21 protein-coding genes are annotated in these 18,642 nt (G+C 50.6%); 3 read left to right on the top strand and 18 right to left on the bottom strand.

The annotated features are described in order from the left end of the window. Nucleotides 1-15 precede the first annotated feature (15 nt). From EDC32_RS00340 to bluB, 15 genes are all read right to left on the bottom strand, one after another. The gene (locus EDC32_RS00340; RefSeq protein ID WP_132219563.1) at nt 16-1,143 is read right to left on the bottom strand and encodes a peptidoglycan DD-metalloendopeptidase family protein; all 1,128 of its coding nucleotides are present in this window, start codon (nt 1,141-1,143) and stop codon (nt 16-18) included. Continuing rightward, a complete protein-coding gene (locus EDC32_RS00335; RefSeq protein ID WP_132219562.1) occupies nt 1,127-1,696 on the bottom strand; it encodes a hypothetical protein in 570 nt (189 codons plus the stop codon). The genes EDC32_RS00340 and EDC32_RS00335 overlap by 17 nt, the downstream gene beginning before the upstream one ends. A gap of 21 nt (nt 1,697-1,717) precedes the next feature. Beyond that, a complete protein-coding gene (locus EDC32_RS00330; protein ID WP_132219561.1) occupies nt 1,718-3,193 on the bottom strand; it encodes a CD3337/EF1877 family mobilome membrane protein in 1,476 nt (491 codons plus the stop codon). Between the two features lie 45 nt (nt 3,194-3,238). Next, nucleotides 3,239-5,719: an ATP-binding protein gene (locus tag EDC32_RS00325; protein WP_132219560.1), complete on the bottom strand. Its 2,481-nt coding sequence runs from the start codon at nt 5,717-5,719 to the stop codon at nt 3,239-3,241. Beyond that, on the bottom strand, nt 5,716-6,114 hold the full coding sequence (locus EDC32_RS00320) for a TcpE family conjugal transfer membrane protein (RefSeq protein ID WP_022737745.1): 399 nt from the start codon (nt 6,112-6,114) through the stop codon (nt 5,716-5,718). The genes EDC32_RS00325 and EDC32_RS00320 overlap by 4 nt, the downstream gene beginning before the upstream one ends. Then, nucleotides 6,111-6,374, bottom strand: a complete 264-nt coding sequence (locus EDC32_RS00315; protein WP_211341876.1) for a hypothetical protein — start codon at nt 6,372-6,374, stop codon at nt 6,111-6,113. The genes EDC32_RS00320 and EDC32_RS00315 overlap by 4 nt, the downstream gene beginning before the upstream one ends. A gap of 1 nt (nt 6,375) precedes the next feature. After that, nucleotides 6,376-7,287 carry a conjugal transfer protein gene (locus EDC32_RS00310; protein ID WP_158283158.1) on the bottom strand — a complete coding sequence of 304 codons (912 nt, stop codon included), beginning with the start codon at nt 7,285-7,287 and terminating at the stop codon, nt 6,376-6,378. A gap of 2 nt (nt 7,288-7,289) precedes the next feature. Continuing rightward, entirely contained in the window at nt 7,290-7,922 is a 633-nt protein-coding gene (locus tag EDC32_RS00305) for a class D sortase (protein ID WP_246026805.1), read from the bottom strand. Next, nucleotides 7,919-8,812 (bottom strand): hypothetical protein, encoded by an 894-nt coding sequence (locus tag EDC32_RS00300; RefSeq protein WP_132219557.1) that lies wholly within the window; start codon nt 8,810-8,812, stop codon nt 7,919-7,921. The genes EDC32_RS00305 and EDC32_RS00300 overlap by 4 nt, the downstream gene beginning before the upstream one ends. Before the next feature lie 446 nt (nt 8,813-9,258). Next, nucleotides 9,259-9,717, bottom strand: a complete 459-nt coding sequence (locus tag EDC32_RS00295) for a GNAT family N-acetyltransferase (RefSeq protein WP_132219556.1) — start codon at nt 9,715-9,717, stop codon at nt 9,259-9,261. Nucleotides 9,718-9,767: 50 nt separating this feature from the next. Next, on the bottom strand, nt 9,768-10,667 hold the full coding sequence (locus tag EDC32_RS00290; RefSeq protein WP_211341875.1) for a TIGR01777 family oxidoreductase: 900 nt from the start codon (nt 10,665-10,667) through the stop codon (nt 9,768-9,770). A 33-nt stretch (nt 10,668-10,700) separates the two neighbouring features. Beyond that, nucleotides 10,701-11,090: a VOC family protein gene (locus EDC32_RS00285; RefSeq protein ID WP_132219554.1), complete on the bottom strand. Its 390-nt coding sequence runs from the start codon at nt 11,088-11,090 to the stop codon at nt 10,701-10,703. 334 nt (nt 11,091-11,424) lie between these two features. After that, nucleotides 11,425-12,120, bottom strand: coding sequence for a DUF3891 family protein (locus EDC32_RS00280; protein ID WP_132219553.1), 696 nt, complete (start codon nt 12,118-12,120; stop codon nt 11,425-11,427). A gap of 192 nt (nt 12,121-12,312) precedes the next feature. Further along, entirely contained in the window at nt 12,313-12,564 is a 252-nt protein-coding gene (locus EDC32_RS00275) for a hypothetical protein (RefSeq protein ID WP_132219552.1), read from the bottom strand. Between the two features lie 178 nt (nt 12,565-12,742). Beyond that, the gene (gene bluB, locus EDC32_RS00270; protein WP_132219551.1) at nt 12,743-13,426 is read right to left on the bottom strand and encodes a 5,6-dimethylbenzimidazole synthase; all 684 of its coding nucleotides are present in this window, start codon (nt 13,424-13,426) and stop codon (nt 12,743-12,745) included. Nucleotides 13,427-14,479: 1,053 nt separating this feature from the next. On the opposite strand from bluB, the gene EDC32_RS00265 reads away from it, so the two are divergent. From EDC32_RS00265 to EDC32_RS00255, 3 genes are all read left to right on the top strand, one after another. Then, nucleotides 14,480-14,911 (top strand): DUF2621 family protein, encoded by a 432-nt coding sequence (locus EDC32_RS00265; protein WP_132219550.1) that lies wholly within the window; start codon nt 14,480-14,482, stop codon nt 14,909-14,911. A gap of 190 nt (nt 14,912-15,101) precedes the next feature. Then, nucleotides 15,102-15,305 carry a cold shock domain-containing protein gene (locus tag EDC32_RS00260; protein WP_022737732.1) on the top strand — a complete coding sequence of 68 codons (204 nt, stop codon included), beginning with the start codon at nt 15,102-15,104 and terminating at the stop codon, nt 15,303-15,305. A gap of 139 nt (nt 15,306-15,444) precedes the next feature. Next, nucleotides 15,445-16,356, top strand: a complete 912-nt coding sequence (locus EDC32_RS00255) for an RluA family pseudouridine synthase (RefSeq protein ID WP_132219549.1) — start codon at nt 15,445-15,447, stop codon at nt 16,354-16,356. Nucleotides 16,357-16,420: 64 nt separating this feature from the next. Here the strand turns inward: EDC32_RS00255 and EDC32_RS00250 are convergent, their stop codons facing one another. From EDC32_RS00250 to EDC32_RS00240, 3 genes are all read right to left on the bottom strand, one after another. After that, complete coding sequence (locus EDC32_RS00250) at nt 16,421-16,723, bottom strand: YunC family protein (protein ID WP_132219548.1); 303 nt, start codon at nt 16,721-16,723, stop codon at nt 16,421-16,423. Nucleotides 16,724-16,864: 141 nt separating this feature from the next. Then, complete coding sequence (locus EDC32_RS00245) at nt 16,865-17,122, bottom strand: DUF6154 family protein (protein ID WP_102991512.1); 258 nt, start codon at nt 17,120-17,122, stop codon at nt 16,865-16,867. Nucleotides 17,123-17,202: 80 nt separating this feature from the next. After that, nucleotides 17,203-18,639 (bottom strand): bifunctional metallophosphatase/5'-nucleotidase, encoded by a 1,437-nt coding sequence (locus EDC32_RS00240; RefSeq protein ID WP_132219547.1) that lies wholly within the window; start codon nt 18,637-18,639, stop codon nt 17,203-17,205. Nucleotides 18,640-18,642 lie beyond the last annotated feature (3 nt).

Here is an 18,642-nt window from a genome sequence, read left to right as displayed (position 1 = left end):
ACGCCATCTGCCCGCTCACTGCTTCACCACCAAGCTAGGGTCAATCAGCTGCCCGTTCTTCCGCACCTCAAAATGCAAGTGCGGGCCGGTGCTCCATCCGTTTGACCCCACCAAGGCGATCACTTGCCCCTTGGAGACTTTTTGGCCGACGCGGACTTTGACGTCTTCAGGGTACATATGCGCATACAATGTACGAAACCCATTGCCATGGTCAATGACCAACATCCACCCGTAACCGCTGGCTTCACGCGACTCCGCCACCACGCCTCCGTCACTGGCCAAGATCGGGCTGCCCGCTCGGTTGGCGATATCTAATCCCTCGTGATAGGTGTACACTTTCTTTATTGGATGAAAACGCATGCCGAAGGGCGATGTGATGCGTCCCCCTGGCACGGGCCAAACAAATTGGCCAGTTGAAATCCCGGTTCCTTCCGCCGTCAGAACAGGGTGGGCAAACGAATCAGCATACCGTTTAACCTTCAACACATAATTCTCATAATCATGGTTGTAGCGCCAGATGGGCCCCTTCCTGCCAAACCAATCTTCACCTTGGCTGTGATTGGCCGCCAGATAATTGGCTGTGGCGTAAATGGCATCAACAGGATCATACGGATCGGCCTTGCCATCCCCGTTGCCATCCACCCCGTAACCGCCGTATTTAGCGATGAGACTCGGGTCGGTGATGTCCACAGAATCAGGCAAATCCCCGAGCGCTGTTCCCCCCGGATAAGACCAGCCGACCCACGTTTTATCCATAAACTGGGTATGGCCCTTCGCCCCCACCGAACTCACACTCAAATCTTGGCCAAAGTTGGTTTCCACCTTGTGGATAGCGGCTAAAATATGCCATGGCACCCCATACTTCTTGGCAGCCGCTTGATAAATAGGCAGATATTTTTGCGCCACCTGCGGGAAGCCTTCCGCCACTTCCCATTGTTCCACTTCGCTCCCCGTTTGTCCCTCAGTAAAGAGATTCAAGAAGAGAAGTCCTAGTAGCGCACAGACAAACAGAAAGAAAATCCCCCCACCAGCCAAGATGGAAAGAAACAGCACTTTCGCTTCACGGCCGGTTTTTTCTTTTCTGCCTTGAATGATGTACGGCTTCTTGATCGTGACGGTCGCTGGTCTACTCGAAGTTGCCACGTGCTTGCGCCTCCTCCACTACCCAGCGCTCCCCGTCAGCGCTTAAGAGCAGCTGGTAAATCCGCTCCACCGGCAGGGACTCCTTCGGCCCTTTTTCCAACACGATCACTTCCGCGAGACAGGAAACGCGATGTGCCACCGCCTCACAATCCATTCTGCCTGGTTTGGAGAAAGCCGTGGACACCGTGTCTTCTGGCGAACGGGACTGGGTCGCCTCTTGCTCCAACACCGCATAGTGGGAAGGCGTAGTCAGATTTTTTAGTGACGCCAGCCAAGCGTCTCGTTGTTTAAAATCTACCGTCGTATAAGCTTGAATAAACTGTTCGGCGACCCGTTTCGCCTGTGCCACCTCTTCAGGAGTCACCGAAGTAGACTCCGTGTCAGACCCAACTTCGGCCACCGGCTCCTGGGTTGGGCGGGAGGTCTGATCAGCGCCTCCCACCCAACCGAGCCAGATGAGCAAATACTTAACTGAAAATCCAACGATGAGAAACACGCCGAGCACCAACGCAAACAATTTGCGGCGACCACTGGGCAAATCTGTATTAAACATGGGTTGCGCCCTCCTCTTTCCCTATTTGCGCAACTTGATTTTCCCCGCGCGCGCAGCCAGATTTTCCGTATATTTCGTAACATAATTGATTGGCATCTCAATATTGAGTTCACCTTTAAAGTTATCCATTTTGCCCATCGGCGCCTTCATGATGCTGAACAGTTCATTCCGCTTCCAAATCACGCCGACCACCAAGATCAATTGCATGGCGATGGTCCAGATATACCCCACCTTGTCAGGAGGGTTCATTGCGTAGAGAAATTGGGAAATGGTAAGCAGCATACTGAAAAAAACGCCGACGATCAATTTGATCAGTTGATACCCGATAAACCGTTTGAACCAGTTTGTTGCCACCGACGACCAATTGGGATTAAGAGCCATCAAGAACGCAAACGGAGCGAACAAAGCGATCAGCACAAACATGAATTGGTAAACAATCATCGCCCCGGCGATGATAAAGAAAAGCAAGCCTAAGATCAAATGGGATATGCAGAGCAGCAACAACAGGGTCAACCGCTCAAATACACCCATCGTCGTCACCATCGGATTGGGTTCGATGCCCCGCTCACTGCTTCCCGTCTTCTCATCGATCACCGCTTGTTTTCGGGCACTACTACCCACTTTGTGATTCAAGATCTTGTTAATCCGTTCTGGCGTAATCTCTTTGTCTATCGACGTCTTGCCGTATTGCAGCATGATATACGGCTCGTAAACCATCATGTTGTACAACTTGTCAGCAATGATCAGCGAGGAAACGTCAGCAGGATAAGTCACTTCCTCATCGCTCAACTCCGCTTGGAAATCGATTCCTACACCCATCACCTCTTGGCTAAGGCCACTACTGATGTCATTGAAATAACGCATCACCCCGCCCGCGTTGGCGAAGAAGGCCATTCCCAAGATCAGGATCACTACGCTGGTAATCATCGATGACAAGGCATCTTGCGTCTTCTTCTTGATGATCCCTTGATAAGCGATAACCGCCCCGGCGATAATGATCATCATCAACAGAAAATTGCCCATCAAACCGGTCTGGCCGTACCCACTTCCGTTGAATCCGGCCAATTGCTGCACCGCTTTTTCCACTGCATCAGCAAACTCGTCGACAATATCAAGGGAAAAAGCGTTCTCTACGATCAAGATGACAGTGAAGTTCCATGAGAGCAACGCTTGCCACACCAAATTGTTTACATGGTGCATCATCATATAGCCCGAATCGGCGGCCAAATCATACAATTCCCAAGCTTGCCGTTCCTCCAGGGTCATCTCCAGCGAATAGCGACTCGGCTTGTACTTGGCAAACTTCGTCTCATATCCTTTGGCTTTGGCGCGATCAATCTTTTCCTCTGGGAAAATCGTGAGCAAGTCACTAACCAAGTTGAAACCTTCAGATTCTTGCTTCGTCTCCTCCGCATAGACCACGCTTCCGCTTCCTGCACTGCCTCCCATGATTAAGAGAGTAAGAAGGAAGACAGCGATCCATTTTCTCCCCATCATTGCGTCTGGTCCCCTTCGTTTCAAGCTATCCAACCACAACCCTCTTCATTGGCGCACCGCTTCCAACCCTGGCTGTTTGCGTGAGCCCGGACGGGTGTCAAACGCCGTGAACAGGCGTTCTTCCAATACACGAATCTCCACTTCATTGACGCGCTTCTCCAGATCGGACATCAGGCACATCCCTGTAGGCAAGTTGCGGATGGTCTCAATGTTGTTTTCATCCGCTTCAATCCCCAAGATTTGACATGCCGCTTCCGCTTCTTTGGTGTCACGGCAACGAAACACAAACCGGCACCCCAGATTGGATCGAATCTCTTCACCCAGCATATCTTTGGCATTTTGGCTGATCAGGTAGATCGCTGCGTTTTTGCTCCGCCCGGTGCGCACCAACTCCTCCAGGATCGCTCGGCCTTCCCGCACTTTGGCCAACCGCCATGATTCATCGAACAACACCAGCTTGAACTCACTGGACGGCTGGTTGGAAAAACGGCGGGAAAAGTCCGAAATGGCCATTAAGAGTGCGATGGCCATGCGTCCAAAGTCAGTTTGGCTCTCCTCCGGCAATTTCAAATCCTCCACCTGTAAGATGGTGAGCGGCAACGACAAATCAATTGCCTTCTGCGTTCCATCGCCAAACAGCAACTGTCCTTGCCCTGAGGTGGCCAGGTAACTCAGCACATCGACAATCTCTTCCAACGAGTCCTGCCGCTTTTCCGGCGCTTCACGCAATCCCGCTTTTAGCGTTTCAATCACTTTCATCATGGACGGCCGCTCCGCATGTTGCACCACATGGTCCACGGCTTTGCCGATCACAATCGCTTCATAGGTGCCATCTGCGGCGCGAGCGAGGAATTGAAGAATGCGTTTGGCCGTTTCCGTTGCGGCAGATCGATCCTGAATGCTGTGCGCACCCATCAACGGGTCCAGTTTGCCACGGTCCTCCGCACTGGCCCGCAAAGTGACCACACGGGAGATATCCTTCAATTCTGGCAAGTATTCAGGCCAGTGCGCCCGTTCATCTTTCGGGTCAAAGATCAACACTTTGGCCCCCGACAGCAGGGCTTGATATGCCAGGAGATTAGCCCCCAACGACTTACCTGCACCCAGCGATCCGATAAATGCGGCAGAAGCGGTCGTGCTCAACTTTTTATCTTTGGGACCACGGTCATGCTGGAAGAAAACGGGCAAATTTTGCGACATGCCGATGAAATGCCCCTGCCCGTCACCCAGTTGCCGTGTCGCCCCAATCATGCTGGCGCCGACTGCGGCCGGGTCCATGAAGTGAACATAATCAGTGATATACCGTTTGGCGCCAGGTATGAATTCATTGAAAGCCCGCCACTGGTCTCCATACGGCACCTCTACTTGGATCATCATGTCGCTGTACATGTCGCGCACGGTTTGGATGCGCAAGTTCAGCTGTTCTTGGTTGGACGCCGACACGCAAAGCACAATTGATGTATTGATCAACGGAAATTTATCGGTGCGTAGGTTACTTTCCAGTTCGTTTGCCTCTTGGCGGCTGCTCAAAATGTGGTAGGAGGTTTCTTCTCCGCTTTCAACCGCATGTTCATCTTCTGCTTTCAGCTCTTTTTTCTTATTCAGCACTTGTGACAGTGCCTTCCCGTACTCAATCGTCTCTGTCCTGACCGAGGCCTCCACTGGAAACGATAGTCGCTGCAAGCAATACAACCATTCCAAACCTGGGAACGGAGCCTTGTCGGGAATATGAGACAAGGTAAGAAAGGCCATGTACCCTTGTTTCGCCTGGTTGCCAATAAATTGTTCCACCACCAGTTGCCGTCCATGGGAGTCATCGAACCGGCCTTCTGCCAATGTGAGGATATCGCGCCCTGGCCGTTTGGCCTTCTTGCCTTTCACCTCTACCGGCACCGCTTGCGGCACCCAATCTTTTCGCCGTGGTGTGTCAGCAATTCCCCGGTAAAACCCACGTCGGATCAACCACTCCAAATCCGCCGGATCGACCCGGCGCGCGCGCAAAAAGCTGTTAATCCGGGAGTAGATCAACTCTTCCTGCACTTGGTAAGCTTCAATCTCCTCTTGGAACACCTCCGGCATATCCGTTCCTGCTTGGTTGTTGAGGTACCGTCTGAAATCTTTCCAAATGTAGCTGAGCTCGCCGAAAAACGACAACCCCTTGACAGTGGTCGGTTTCAACTTTACCCCGATGAAAAAGCGGTGTTGATGGATGTCTTTGCCGCGTAAATGGTCGATGGCCGTCTGAATGTGACGCTTGCCAGCCTCCCGCAATCCATCACACAGACGCTCCTCCATCGCTTGGCGATGCTCTTCCAAGCTCTGGTATTCGGGTACGACCAGTGCATGCGTATCAGCATGAATGTTCCAATAAAAAGCCTCCAGATTTCCATGGAGGCTTAGTTTATCGTCATTGGAACGATAGTCGTAGTTGAACGGCTGCAGTTCATAGTAAGCATAGACAGAGCCTTCCGTGCCAAACACCAGGTTTTGTTCAAAATATTTGACGGGAAATTGGATGCGCGTCATTCTTGATCCCCCCTGGTTGTATTGCGATAAGGTACTACACCTTCGTATTGGTAATATTTTTGCTTCGGCCGCTCAATCTCTTGGTAACGCGCAAAATGGTGAGGAGCGAAAAAATGCTCCACCACCCGCAGGAGAAAGCGGTGGGGTGCTTTGCCATCCAATGTCTTACGAGTGAAAAACCAGGCCACTAAGGCTGGAATCCCGATAAACTTAACCAGAAAGTAGTCAACCCAACTGATGGGAGGAACACGGTTAAGGATAACCATGATAATCAAGGTTCCGACGAAAAATGCCATCTGCCGGTATGACACCGGCAGCGGCAAATGGACTCCCTGAATGGAGTAAACGGTTTTCTCAATGCGAAAAACTTGATTGTAGACGCGAATTTGCTTCATTCGAGGACAGCCTCAAACAACCAGCGGAATCCATCGGAACCCAGCGAAGAAACCATTTCCGGCTGGAAGATAAACACACTCACCAGCATCGCGAACAAAGCAAAGCCGATGAAAGCTGTGAACGCCCTCTTCCAGAACAACGTCAAACTGATGAAAATCACAGCCAAAAAGAAGATCGAACCAATCTCTCCACCCAGCGTTTCCTGCAGTTTTTTCCCCGGAGTATCGGCCAACAACAACATTGTGCTTAAATTCATCATGCTAGATCTCCCCTTGTCCCATTCTCACAACATACCAACGGTCGCCTTCCCGGACGAGGTCGAAGGTGTAATGGTAAGCCATCTCTGCTCCCGAAGACAAATCCTTCAACTGCACGTCACAGGTGACGGCATAAACGTCGCCTTGTTTGCGGACGGATAAGTTTTTCAAATCCATGAATTGCAAGATATCTTTCAATCCGGCGGTGGGCGTACTATTTTTTTGGAAATAAGCAATTTCCTGTGGTTCGCCCGTGGTGTACACTTTCCAGAAGGACTTCATGAATGTTTCCACTTGCGAACGAATCTCTTCATTAACCGCCTCCCCTTGTTCCTTCTCATCCTGCCCTTCCGGTAGTTGGCGAGAGGAGGGCACGGGTGGAGCCACCAAATAAGGCGTGTCCGCAACCAGATAAGAGTTGCCCACTTTCTTGATCGGGACCACCATGTAACGGTCAACCCGTTTCTGCATCTTGGCATTACCGACTTTGGTCAAAATCGTTTCGGCGAACACCGTCACATCTATCACACCAGAGCGATCGGGCCGCTCTTTGATGTCCCAGACCGCAACATAGCGGGCATAAGATTCCCAGTCAGCTTGTTTGAAATCAAGTCCTGCTTGCACATCCATGTTGTTGTGCAAAAACGGATTTAACCGCTCCGCACGAGAACTTTCTTTGCCTTTCGTCCAAAAGAAATATTCGCGGACAAACTGCTCGGCAAACGCTCGTTCTGAGAAGTGGGCTTCTATCCCTTTTTGTGCTGCTTGGTTGTCCGCAGCGGCAATTTTTCGAGGCGGAACCGGGATCAATCCGAATTGGACTCCCAAGACGGCCGTCGCACTAACCGCCGTGTAGAGTATCAATGCCCAGAACAAAAAACGTATGAAAGTACGACGAATCATCGGCCGTTCCATGTTCATCCTCCTTGTTCATCCGGAGCTGATTCATCCAGCTTCTGTTTTAATTCAGATTGAATGATGTAGCGTTCTGGAGCCGGCCCGACAAATGTAAATGGATAACATGTCGTCAACGTGAGCACGGGTTTCCCATGGGGGACGATTACCGTACGGTCGTCCGGTTTTGTGACCCACGTCTTGGTAATAACGTAAACAAATGTCCCCTGTTTGGTACGAACACGGAGTTCATCCCCTTTTTTCAGTTGGCCAATTTTACGGAAAACCGTGTCGCGATGGCCAGACAAAACCGCGTTGTCCGGCTCGCCAGGCAATACGCTTCCAGCATAATGCCCCACCCCGCTCGCCAATTCGTCTTCATGCGTCCCCTCGATAATCGGCATGCGTGCATCCAACTTGGGGATGAGCAAATCGGCGAAGTGTTCCCCACGCTTTGGACGCTCCTCTTTGGGCACCACCACCCACTGGTCAGCATGTTTGCGCGGCGGCGCTGACTTAAGCTTAGGCGCCTCTTGCCCCGAGCCGGCCGCCGTCGTCACCACCTGCAGTTTTTCGATATAATTCACTGCGGAATAACTGGCGTAAGCGACGCCAGCCGTGACCAAAGCGAGCGCGATGACGCGGTCCCACTTCAAGAACGCTTCACCCGGCTCCGTCTGAACGCGTAAAGCGAACCGATTAGCGCCGTGGCGCCTCCGATCAACACCCCGTTCAAATCATTGCCAGCGGTGTTTGGCAATTGCCCCCCATCCACCGTTTTGGGCAGCTCGGTTGAGCGGGTGTCGGCAGTCGTCTTAATGGCGTCCTGTTTGGTTTCGGCATCCTTTTTCTCCGTTGAGAAAGCCTCCAGCGACACTTCCCCTTCGACCACCCGCACCGGTTCTTCAATGTGTTGGTTGGTGGATTGGTGTTGCTTGGATTCCTTCTGCGGTTCCATCGTTTGTTCTTCTGATTGATTGAGCTTAGGCGAATGATGACTGGATAAACGATCGTTGGTGATGTGATCTTTGCGGGCAGGCTGTTCAGACTCGGATGTTGGTTGCGATTTTTCTTTTTCTGCGACCACTTCACGAGGCTTTTCTTCGCTTGGAGGCAATTCTGGGGATGTGGATTTCACTTCATCCGGTTGATGTTGTTGCACTTGTGGTTTTTTAGGGATTTCGACCTCTTGCGGACGACGGTCTTCAATGCGGCGTTCCAAGCCCACATTCTTTTGCTCTGGAGCCGGTTGTTCCTGGGTGACTGAAGCTTTGCTCGGCGGCAAGTCAACAGGTTGGTTTGTGTCGGGGCCCACCTCATTTTCGGCAAAGGCGGAACCGACGCCCACCGTTAATCCTGTAACGAGGCAAAGTGATAAAGCAGCAGCAGTATGATTGGGGTTTCTTGCGGCAAATGATTTAGGTTTGCGACGGTTTCCTTTTTGATTAGGATATTCCAGGTCAAACTGCCTCAACAGGTTGGAATAGATGTTACGGGAATGAACATCCGTACGCCAAGAATCCAAGATTTGTTTGGGATCTTTCATAAAACCCCCTCCTCTTATATTGAAGAAACGCTTATCAACTGCTATTGGTTATCGATGCCGACCGTATCCGCGCCGAAAGCCGGGAGAAATTGCCGTATCATTTCACATTTTACTCAAATTAACAATATTTTGACATGACTCCCCAGTATCTCGGTCGTTCTCCCATTCTTTTTCCTATAATATTACACAAATCATCACGTTTTCAACACAATTTTGTAAAATTTGCACCAAGGATTATTCTATTCTCCATCGAAATGATATCCTGCAATTTTTCTTTATCTGCTCTTTTTTTATGACATCGATAACCATAATAAACCATTTACATATACTTAATAAATACGGTTTTTGTTAAATATTAAAAAAATTATTATAATTAATATTCTATCCCTGCCTTGTTCCCTTGCCACCTCTTATACAATAAGACAAAGGAATAAACCGGAAAATGGTTAAACTTCTATTTTCAGCATCGGCAAAAACCGTCCGGGAATCGACCCCGAAGGAACTTTCCCAATCTTGACAGCGCCCATCTTCAAATAAAATCCTTCTGCATGGGGATCGCTATCTACTTTCAAACTAGTGAAACCGTGTGCACGAGCAACATTCTTTGCATGTTCCAACAACATGCGGCCCACTTGTCTGCCCATCGCAACCGGTTCGACAAACAAAGCCTTTAACTCTCCAACAGGCGGCCGTCCTTGGAGGATATAAAATCCAAGCAATCGCCCCGCCCGCTCCGCCACCACCACTTCGCATCCGTGCACCATTTCCGGCGTCACCGTCAGCTCATCGGCCACCTGTCGCATAAACGCTTCGTCATAGCCCCAATGAGCCTTTGAACGAAGCGCCAGCTCTGTGATGGAAGCCGCCTCATGAGCCCGGGCCCGACGAATAACGACCGATTCCATCGCTACCATCCTTTTCTTTTCACCATCGTTAACGTCGCGCTCCCATCCTGTCAACGCCCTAAGAGATGGGTTAGCGCCGGAGCCAACTCCGGAAAACGGAATGTATACCCGGTTTGTAATAATACGCGCGGCAAAACACGACATCCCCCAAGCAACAACTCTTTTCCCATCTGTCCCAATGCCAGTCGGACCAAGGGTGACGGCACATGAAACTTGGCTGGCTTGCCCAGCGCATCAGCCACAGCCCTGGCAAAGTCATGGTTAGTGATTGCGGCGGGGCTCACCACATTGACAGGGCCCGCACACTCTTCCTTCTCCAAGAGGTGTGACACCACATGCGGAATTTCATCCAGCAATACCCAGCTTATTGGTTGCCTTCCGGAGCCCAGTTTGCCGCCCAATCCCCATTTGAAAGGGTACAGCATTTTTGGGAAAGCTCCCCCTTGATTGCTAAGCACCATGCCAAACCGCATGTTCACCACCCGGATACCACTTGCTCGTGCATCCTCTGTTGCCATCTCCCATGCTTCCGCCACCTCGGCCAAAAATCCTTTTCCTTTTGGGCTGTTTTCATCCACTTCTTCTGTGACTGGACGATCACCATAGTAGCCGATCGCTGAGGCGCTTAACAGCACCTTTGGGGGGCGGGCCATTGTAGCCAACGCTTGGCACAGAAAACGTGTGCCTTGCACCCTGCTTTTTAAGATGCGCTTCTTCTTCTCCCTGGTCCAGCGCAAACCGGCAATGCTTTCACCGGCCAGATGAATGACCGCGTCCATGCCTTCCAGCTTGCCCGCTTCCAACTCTCGGTGCGAAGGATTCCAGTAGATATGGGGCTCTTCGCAAAGCGCCGTCCGAACCAGCGGAACCACTTCATTCCTTTGGCTACGCAGATGCTTCACTACTGCCTCGCCGATCAGGCCTGTCGCTCCGGTCACCGCGATTTTCAACAGATCGTTCCTCCCCATCGCTTCATCCCGCTATCATTTCCATTGTTTCATCCTCTTTTGAAGGTCGCCAGTGAACAGCTCCAACACCAATCCATCCGGATCAGTGAATTGCACAGACCAGCCGCCCCCACGTTCAATCGGCTCCCGCACCAAGGGAACCCTCTTCTCGCGCAGGGTGTTCACCGCCGCGAAGAATGCTTCTTCTGAAATGGAAAACGCCACATGATCCATGCCAAGTCCCTGTGGTGACCCCGCTTCCTCCGGCTTCTCCAGCAGGCAAATCCAAGCATCACCCCAAGACAAATACACATCGGTTCTTCCTCGATGAACCAAGGTCATCCCCAGCACATCGCAATAAAAAGGCAAACTCTTTGCCAACTGCTTCACGCGCAATGTGAGATGGTTAAATCCAAGAACATCCAACCGCTTCCTCTCCTCCGTTCCTTGTGACAAACGGGGGTCTGTCCAGCAAATCATCCAACTCGTAATGCACAAGACAGCCGGCTGTTCAACTCCGGCTATCTGCCACTACTTTGCCAGCTTGACTTGCCACACTCTCCCCTAAAACCGACGATCATTGTTACATGATCCTTTGGCGCAAAGCTTCTATCACTATTGTAGACCATTATGTTTGAAAAAACAAAATACATTGGAAACTGTCACGAAACGGCAAATATCCGGAAACCCAACAGCGACTTCGGCTCCCGCACCTGTGTCCGCCCTCCCCTTTCCTTTGCCGAACCGCCAATTTTTCATCTTATACCATCACGGTGAAACGGTACACATCCCGTCCGACCAACCGGCGATAACCGTCAAACACCTGGTACGGAATCTCCACCGTGAACGATTGTTTGAACAGATTGGGGACAAGTCGCAGGCGATCCCGCCCTTCCCAAACCCATTGATATCGTTCTCCCTGATACAAAATCCCATCTTTAAACCATGGATGGTTCGGTTTTTCCCCCGGTTCATTAAAACAAAGAGCCAGCGACAAATCGTCGCAAAAACGGAGCAACCGGAAGTTGGCCGAAATATTCTCCTCTTCCTCTTCGGTAAACAGGGGGCGGAGTTTGTTTTGGCGGCTATACTCTTGCTCGCGAAATTTACGGGCCACCGGATCGTCAATATTGGTGAAAAAAGATGCGTAATGTTTGCTGCATAAGAACCCCGCATAGGGATCATGCGCTACTACTTTGGTGATGCCATCCGTGTACGCTTCTAACTTGGGCAGCATCGGGTAATCTTCAAAAGAGTAGGGCTCATTGGTCTCTTCATTCCACAGCGGCGACTGGTCTAAGCTCTCCCATCCCCAATCATGGTGTGAGATGGCGTACAGTGTTTTGGCGAGTGGGCGGATTGGTTTAGCCATTTGCGCCGCTAACTCACCTGAGAGCAAACCATGATCGTGCTGTTTAATGAAAACATAGTAGTTCCCTTTCTTTCTAACAATCATCGCAGTCCCTCCCCCTTTCGCTCATTATACAAAAAGCCCCGGCCAAGCGGTAGATTACAGCAACCGGGACTAACCGCATTTTTTCCTTTTATCTGCCACATTAGGTACCCTTGGTGCATCCACTGCATGAAAAAAGCCAGCTGCGTTTCATTGCTGGCTTTTCTCTCTTTGCTGTTGAACAAGAACTGCTCCCTACAATGCATCATCCATAAACCGGGCGGGGCTGGGTTCTTTCTCCTGCACCGTTTGGTTGCTGTGCTGTTTTTCATGTTGCAAGGCCTGCTCCATCAGTTGAATGATTCCCTCATTGAAACTGAGGTTCCGTTTACGGCAATAATGGGCGAATTCTTTATCCAGTTCTTTTTTCAACAAAATCATGCGCTCCACTTTGCTGTCTTGTGTGCGATCTACATTTTCCTCCACAAATTTCATGAACAAGTCCACATGAAAACCCTCCCCAAAACCGCTCTTTGCTCAGTGTCATTCCATTCAATCCTGTAGCGGCGCGCCCCTAAGATGACAACTTTACCGCGTAGCAAAACCCTTGGCTAAGGCGTGTCTAATGAATAGATCAGCGGCTCCAAAAACTGTTTTCTCATCCACTGGATTAGCCAGACACGACCTAGTCCTCCTCTGTGGTTTGAAAAGATGACAACCGTTGCCCCCAGGCATTTTCAAACACCAAATCACCCAACGCCAATCGCTTTTTCCAACCCAACTCCTCCAGCATCGGCTTGTCCCCAAACCGCTTAGGATATCCGACGCACAGGTAAGCGACGAGTTCCACTCCTTCTGGAAGTTGAAGCAACTTTTCCACAAAAGGCTTGTCCAAAATGCTCACCCAGCCAATGCCGATCCCTTCCACCCGGGCCGCTAGCCACATGTTCTGAATAGCAAGGCAGGTGCTATACAAATCGGTTTCCGGCATCGGCCCGCGTCCCAACACAAACGGAGCGTCCCGGCGCCGGTCACAAGTCACCGCCACATTGACCGGGGCCTCCATAATCCCTTCCAGTTTTAGCGACCGATACAGCTCTTTCCGCTCCTTCTCCGTCAACTGCGCCAACTGCTGGCGATTGGTTCGCTCAAACGAATCTTTGATCTGACGGCGGATGTCTCTTGAAGTGACCATGATGAAATTCCAAGGTTGCATAAAACCGACGGAAGGGGCATGATGCGCCGCCTCCAAAATACGGTGCATCGCCTCTTCAGGTACCGGTCGGCTTGAAAAATGGCGAATGTCCCGCCGAGCCTTTATCACTCGATGCACCGCATCCCTCTCACTCGCTGTAAACAAATCACTCACCCCTTGTCCCCCTCCTCTTCTCACTCGCCCAGCCACTTCGGACGTTGCGCCTGCCAAAAAGCCCGTATATCACCTTATCTCTATCTTATCTGATATTGCATTTTGTTCACACTATCCAGCCCCATTCTAACCGTACATTTTTTACTTGGCATCAGCGTTTTTATCTTTTTTTCATTAATGTTACACACGGATAACACATACGGCTCACACCTCGCACGAGGCATCTTCCGTTCGGAGGTGCCACGCGGTTTTCTTATGTTACAAACTGTTACAAACCAGCTTTCCGATCCAGATTTCCCAGTGATTCCAAGCGTCTATGCTCCATTTGGCGTAAAGGTTCCGTCTTTTTTTTGACCATAAGTTACCCCAACATTACATGTGGTTTACAGTTGCGTAAAATCCGGGACAAACCGACAACCTGCCCTATATAATGATCACAGATAAGTCAAACGGAGGTGCGACGTAATGAACAACGCATCGATCGGATTATTCAACGCTACTTTGATCAGCATTCCTTGCTGGGCAATGATCTACTTTACTTGGCAAGCACTGATTGGTTAATCATTGATATATCCTTCGGCATCACGAACATAACGAATTTGATTTTCGGTTCACATACACATAATCATCACAGGAGGAGATCTTGATGAACAACGCATCGGTCGGATTATTCAACGCTACCTTGATCAGCATCCCTTGCTGGGCAATGATTTACTTCACTTGGCAAGCACTGATCGGTTAATCATTGATATATCCTGGTATCATGAACAAAACGGATTTGATTTTCGGTTCACATACACATAATCATCACAGGAGGAGATCTTGATGAACAACGCACCGGTCGGATTATTCAACGCCACCTTGATCAGCATTCCTTGCTGGGCACTCATCCTGTACGGCATGAACTTGTTCTTTTAATCCTGCATCCATCATATCCTGACGAATGCGAACCTCTCCCGGATGAGAGGTCTTTTTATTTGCAAGCTTGTCACCGCATGATTGCCTTCGATATAATGAATCGTTGAAAACAAGCAGGAAACGAGGTGGTAACGGATGACGGGACCCATTTGGTTGCAATGGTTTTATGTTCTTTTTTGGATTGCATTGATCAGCTTGATGGCCATCGGTGGATACTTTATGTTTCGCAAATTCCTTAAAGCGTTACCAAAAGAGGACGGCAAGTCGATTCTCGATTGGCAGGAATACTACATAAAGGAAACACTCCATTTGTGGACCGATGAGCATAAGGCGTTACTCAATGATCTGGTCTCTCCCGTGCCCGAACTCTTCCGCGACGTGGCCAAACAAACCATCGCCGGCAAAATCGGGGAGCTGGTGGTGAAAGAGGAAGCGAAGCAATTGTCGCAGGATCACATTATCCGCGGCTATATCCTTGCTACTCCCAAACGGGATCACAAGTTTTTGATAAAAAAACTAACAGAGCGCAACATTGACATTGCACCTTACCAAGAGTTGCTCAAGTGAGGCCCCTGTGCCAATCTTTCTTGCATCAACAGTTTGATCATGATATGATTGGATTGAGCGTTAAAAGTGGGTGCTTCAATCAAGTTTCATCTTGCGGCCTCTTTGTTTCAAAGTAACAAAAGGTTCCAAGTGCTTGAGGAATTACCGCTTTTGAATTGCCGCTTTTCTTAAATGTAAGGAGGCCCAAAAGATGAAGGGTAAAGTAAAATGGTTTAATGCTGAAAAAGGTTATGGATTCATTGAGCGTGAAGATGGTGGCGACGTATTCGTTCACTACTCCGCGATCCAAACCGAAGGCTTCAAAACCCTTGAAGAAGGCGAAGCAATCGAATTCGATATCGTTCAAGGCGATCGTGGTCCTCAAGCAGCCAACGTTATTCGCGTAACAAGATAAGGATGACCAATCCAAGCACTTCCTTCATGGGAAGTGCTTTTCTTGTACCCATCAAAAACATGGGAGAAAATAAACACTGGGGAACAGCTGACAAGTGATCCCCACATCATATTCATATATAGGAAAGATGGCCGATCAAATGAAACAATCACCTTCCCACAACAAATGGATTACCTACACCATTACCGAAGCGTGGGCCAACCGTACGGTCGAAGAAGTGCTGAAAGGTCCGCTTCTCATCTCTGGGCGTATGCTAAACCGCCTGACACGCAGCAAAGGCATTCTGCTCAATGGGCGCGCGCCCTATCTTAAGAAAAAAGTAAAAACAGGGGACCGCTTGAAAGTCGCCGTCCGACCCCAGGAACAATCGGATCTGACTCCTGAGCCGGTGCCATTTGGGCTTATCTATGAAGACGCCGATCTTATAATTGTTGACAAACCGGCTGGTGTGGCCGTCCATCCGGTACGCCCTTCTGATCGAGGTACCTTGGTACATGGCATTTTACACCACTTAACAAAGCAAGGCCGGGTCGGAATCGTTCGGCCTGTCCATCGTTTGGACCGGGACACCTCCGGGCTGATCCTCATCGCAAAAAACGCCTACATGCATCAGCTGTTGGATCGTCAATTACGCGAAAAAAAGCTGGAGCGGGTCTATTTTGCCCTCAGCGGTGCCCCGCTCCCACAAGCTTCCGGCACCATCGTCGCCCCGATTGGTCGTGATCCGCACCACCCCACACGTCGGCAGATTACAGAACGCGGTGAACCCGCAATCACCCATTACCGCGTGTTAAACCACAATGACCAAGCCACCCTCGCCCGCGTGGAATTGGAGACTGGCCGCACGCACCAAATCCGGGTTCATTTCGCCCATATCGGTGCTCCTTTGATCGGGGATCGGCTCTACGGCGGATCGTGCGCTCTTATGAAACGACAAGCGCTACACTCTGCTGAGATGGCCTTTATTCACCCACTCAGTGGCGAGCTGATGCGATTCACTTCACCAATCCCCGCCGACATGGCTGCAACCATAGAACAATTGGGTTTATAACCTTCATCGGCGCTTGTGGACAAATGCAAGCGCCTTCGGTTTTTCCTCCAAAGGCGCTTTGTTTTCAGATCATTTTCAGCAATGCTTCTCTCCCTGTCATGCCCGCTCTGATGCCATGCTCCTCGGCCGTGTGCGTTACCATGGTCAATGGCGCGTCCATCAGCTGTTCCAAAGTGCGAACACCTTCCGCACGCGCAGCGATAATCTCCCGCTCTCGCAACCGTTCATTCAACAGCCCCACATCCAGTGCACCGCACATGATATAACCCTTTTCGGTGGTGATAACCAAGAGCGTCGTTTTCGGCAATGCCACTTCGATCCCCAACACGGTATGGCCTTCCACCTCAATCGGTTTCATCGCAATCATTTGGTTCCCTCCTCCAGATGATTCCTTATCAAGGTATGTGCCAACACCCAAAAAAGTGAGACCCATCACATCGCGGCAAAACCAAAAAAGCGGACACCCCATAGGGTATGCCCGCTTATTCATGCCCAAACGTCCAGGCTATCAATGCACTTGCGAAGAAGTCGGTGTCCCGCGAAACGATGGGAGCTTCCCATCTTGCATCATTTTCATCTTTAACATTTCCACCAAGTAGACGCCGACCATCTGAACCACTTCGTCATCAGTCATCTGCTCGATCATCTGCAACACATGCTCCCGGGATTGTTCTTCCAAGATGCTGAGCACAATGGCCACCGCATCATCTTCGTCATCATTTAACTGATCTCGGTACAACGAGTAAACTTCATCCACAAAACTCATCGCGGCTATCCTCCTTATCCCTATTGTAGCGGAGTCCATACCATATTTCGAGGTCACCATAGGTAACCATTATCTTCCTCTCATATCCGGTGCCATCGTTTCACTTCGCACCGCGCCAAAGCGGCGGGCGTCTGTAATTGTTTCGCCAACAAATCCCGTAAGAACTCTGGCAAATAATATTTTTGTACTTTTCCCTCTTTCAAACCCATGTATCCGATGCCAAAGGTAAACATGTCAATCGTGGCCAAACGAACCAGCTGCTCTTCCTCTAGCCGGGAGCCATTTATCCTGATTTCCTTGATCCGTTGAAAAGGCGGCGCCTCCGGGTCATAAAACACTTCCATTCCCGATACACTAACCGTTCCCAACACTTCCCCCCGAAAGCCGAATCCACGAATCGGCAAGGTCATAAACTCATCAAGCAACGCTTCTTCCAGCGTCCGGCGAATCTCTTTCCCTTCGATCATCATCAACACGGGATTGATAGGATGAGGGCACACCGCGTGCAACTGTTGTCTGGTCACTGAACCCGCAGGAATCTCTGCTAAAAGCTGGCCATTGTTCACTAAGGCAGCTTCAGCGCCAACCCAGTCGCACAGCGCATCCGCCAACAGATTTGGCAATGGGCTTTCTCCATACCAGTCTACCCCCAACGGGCGGGACAGCTGATGAATCGGTTGCGCCATGTTTTCCAAGGCTTCTCCACGATAATGGGCAATCAGTTCCTGCATTTCCCGCTCCTCAGCTCGCCCGGCAAGCGGATAAACCCGTCCCTTGATCGTCCGCACACGGCCTGCGTCAGGGTCTACCTCGATTTCGATATGGCCGAGGTGCTGCCCGTGTTTGCCTGCCCCTGCCAGCCACGTGTCTCCCACCCGCTCCAGCTCTTCCAGCAAATGATGCGTATGGGCTCCAATGATCAAGTCGATCCCTGGCACTTCCTTCGCCAGCAACCGATCATTCATCAAACCCAGATGGGACAGGACCACGATCAAGTCCACTTCCCCGCGCAAGCGGCGCACATGCTCAGCCAAGGTGGAAACAGGGTCTCGCACATCCCAACCCATCAGCTCATAAACGGTTTGATACGGAATGGTCGCGGCCAGCATGCCGATCCGCACCGAACCCAGAGTGACATGGGAACAAGGGCGAATCCAAGCCGGCTGCCCCATGCGCTTCACGTCGTACACATTGCTGCTTAGCACCTGATACGTCGCATCCCGGTATACCGCCGCCAGCTGATCTTGGGAAAAGGTAAGCAACTCATTGTTGCCCAATGTCACAAAATCATAACCCATCCGTTCCAAGATGGTGCCGTTCACCCGACCATCGGTCCCTTCTGTTTCCATCCGCACCCGATCCATATGATCCCCGATGTCCAACAGCAAAGACCGCTCATTTCGCGCTTGCCACTGGGCGCGCAACTCTTCAATCAACGGCGCCATCTTGGACGTTTGATCCAGATGGCTGTGCAAATCATTGGTATGTAATAAATGAATGCGATCGACTCGCGTCACACG

Origin of the sequence: Laceyella sacchari, assembly GCF_004343255.1 — a bacterium.
GTDB classification, from domain to species: Bacteria; Bacillota; Bacilli; order Thermoactinomycetales; family Thermoactinomycetaceae; genus Laceyella; species Laceyella sacchari.
Note: the sequence above shows the minus strand (reverse complement) of the source record. Positions and strands in the feature narration are given on the sequence as shown.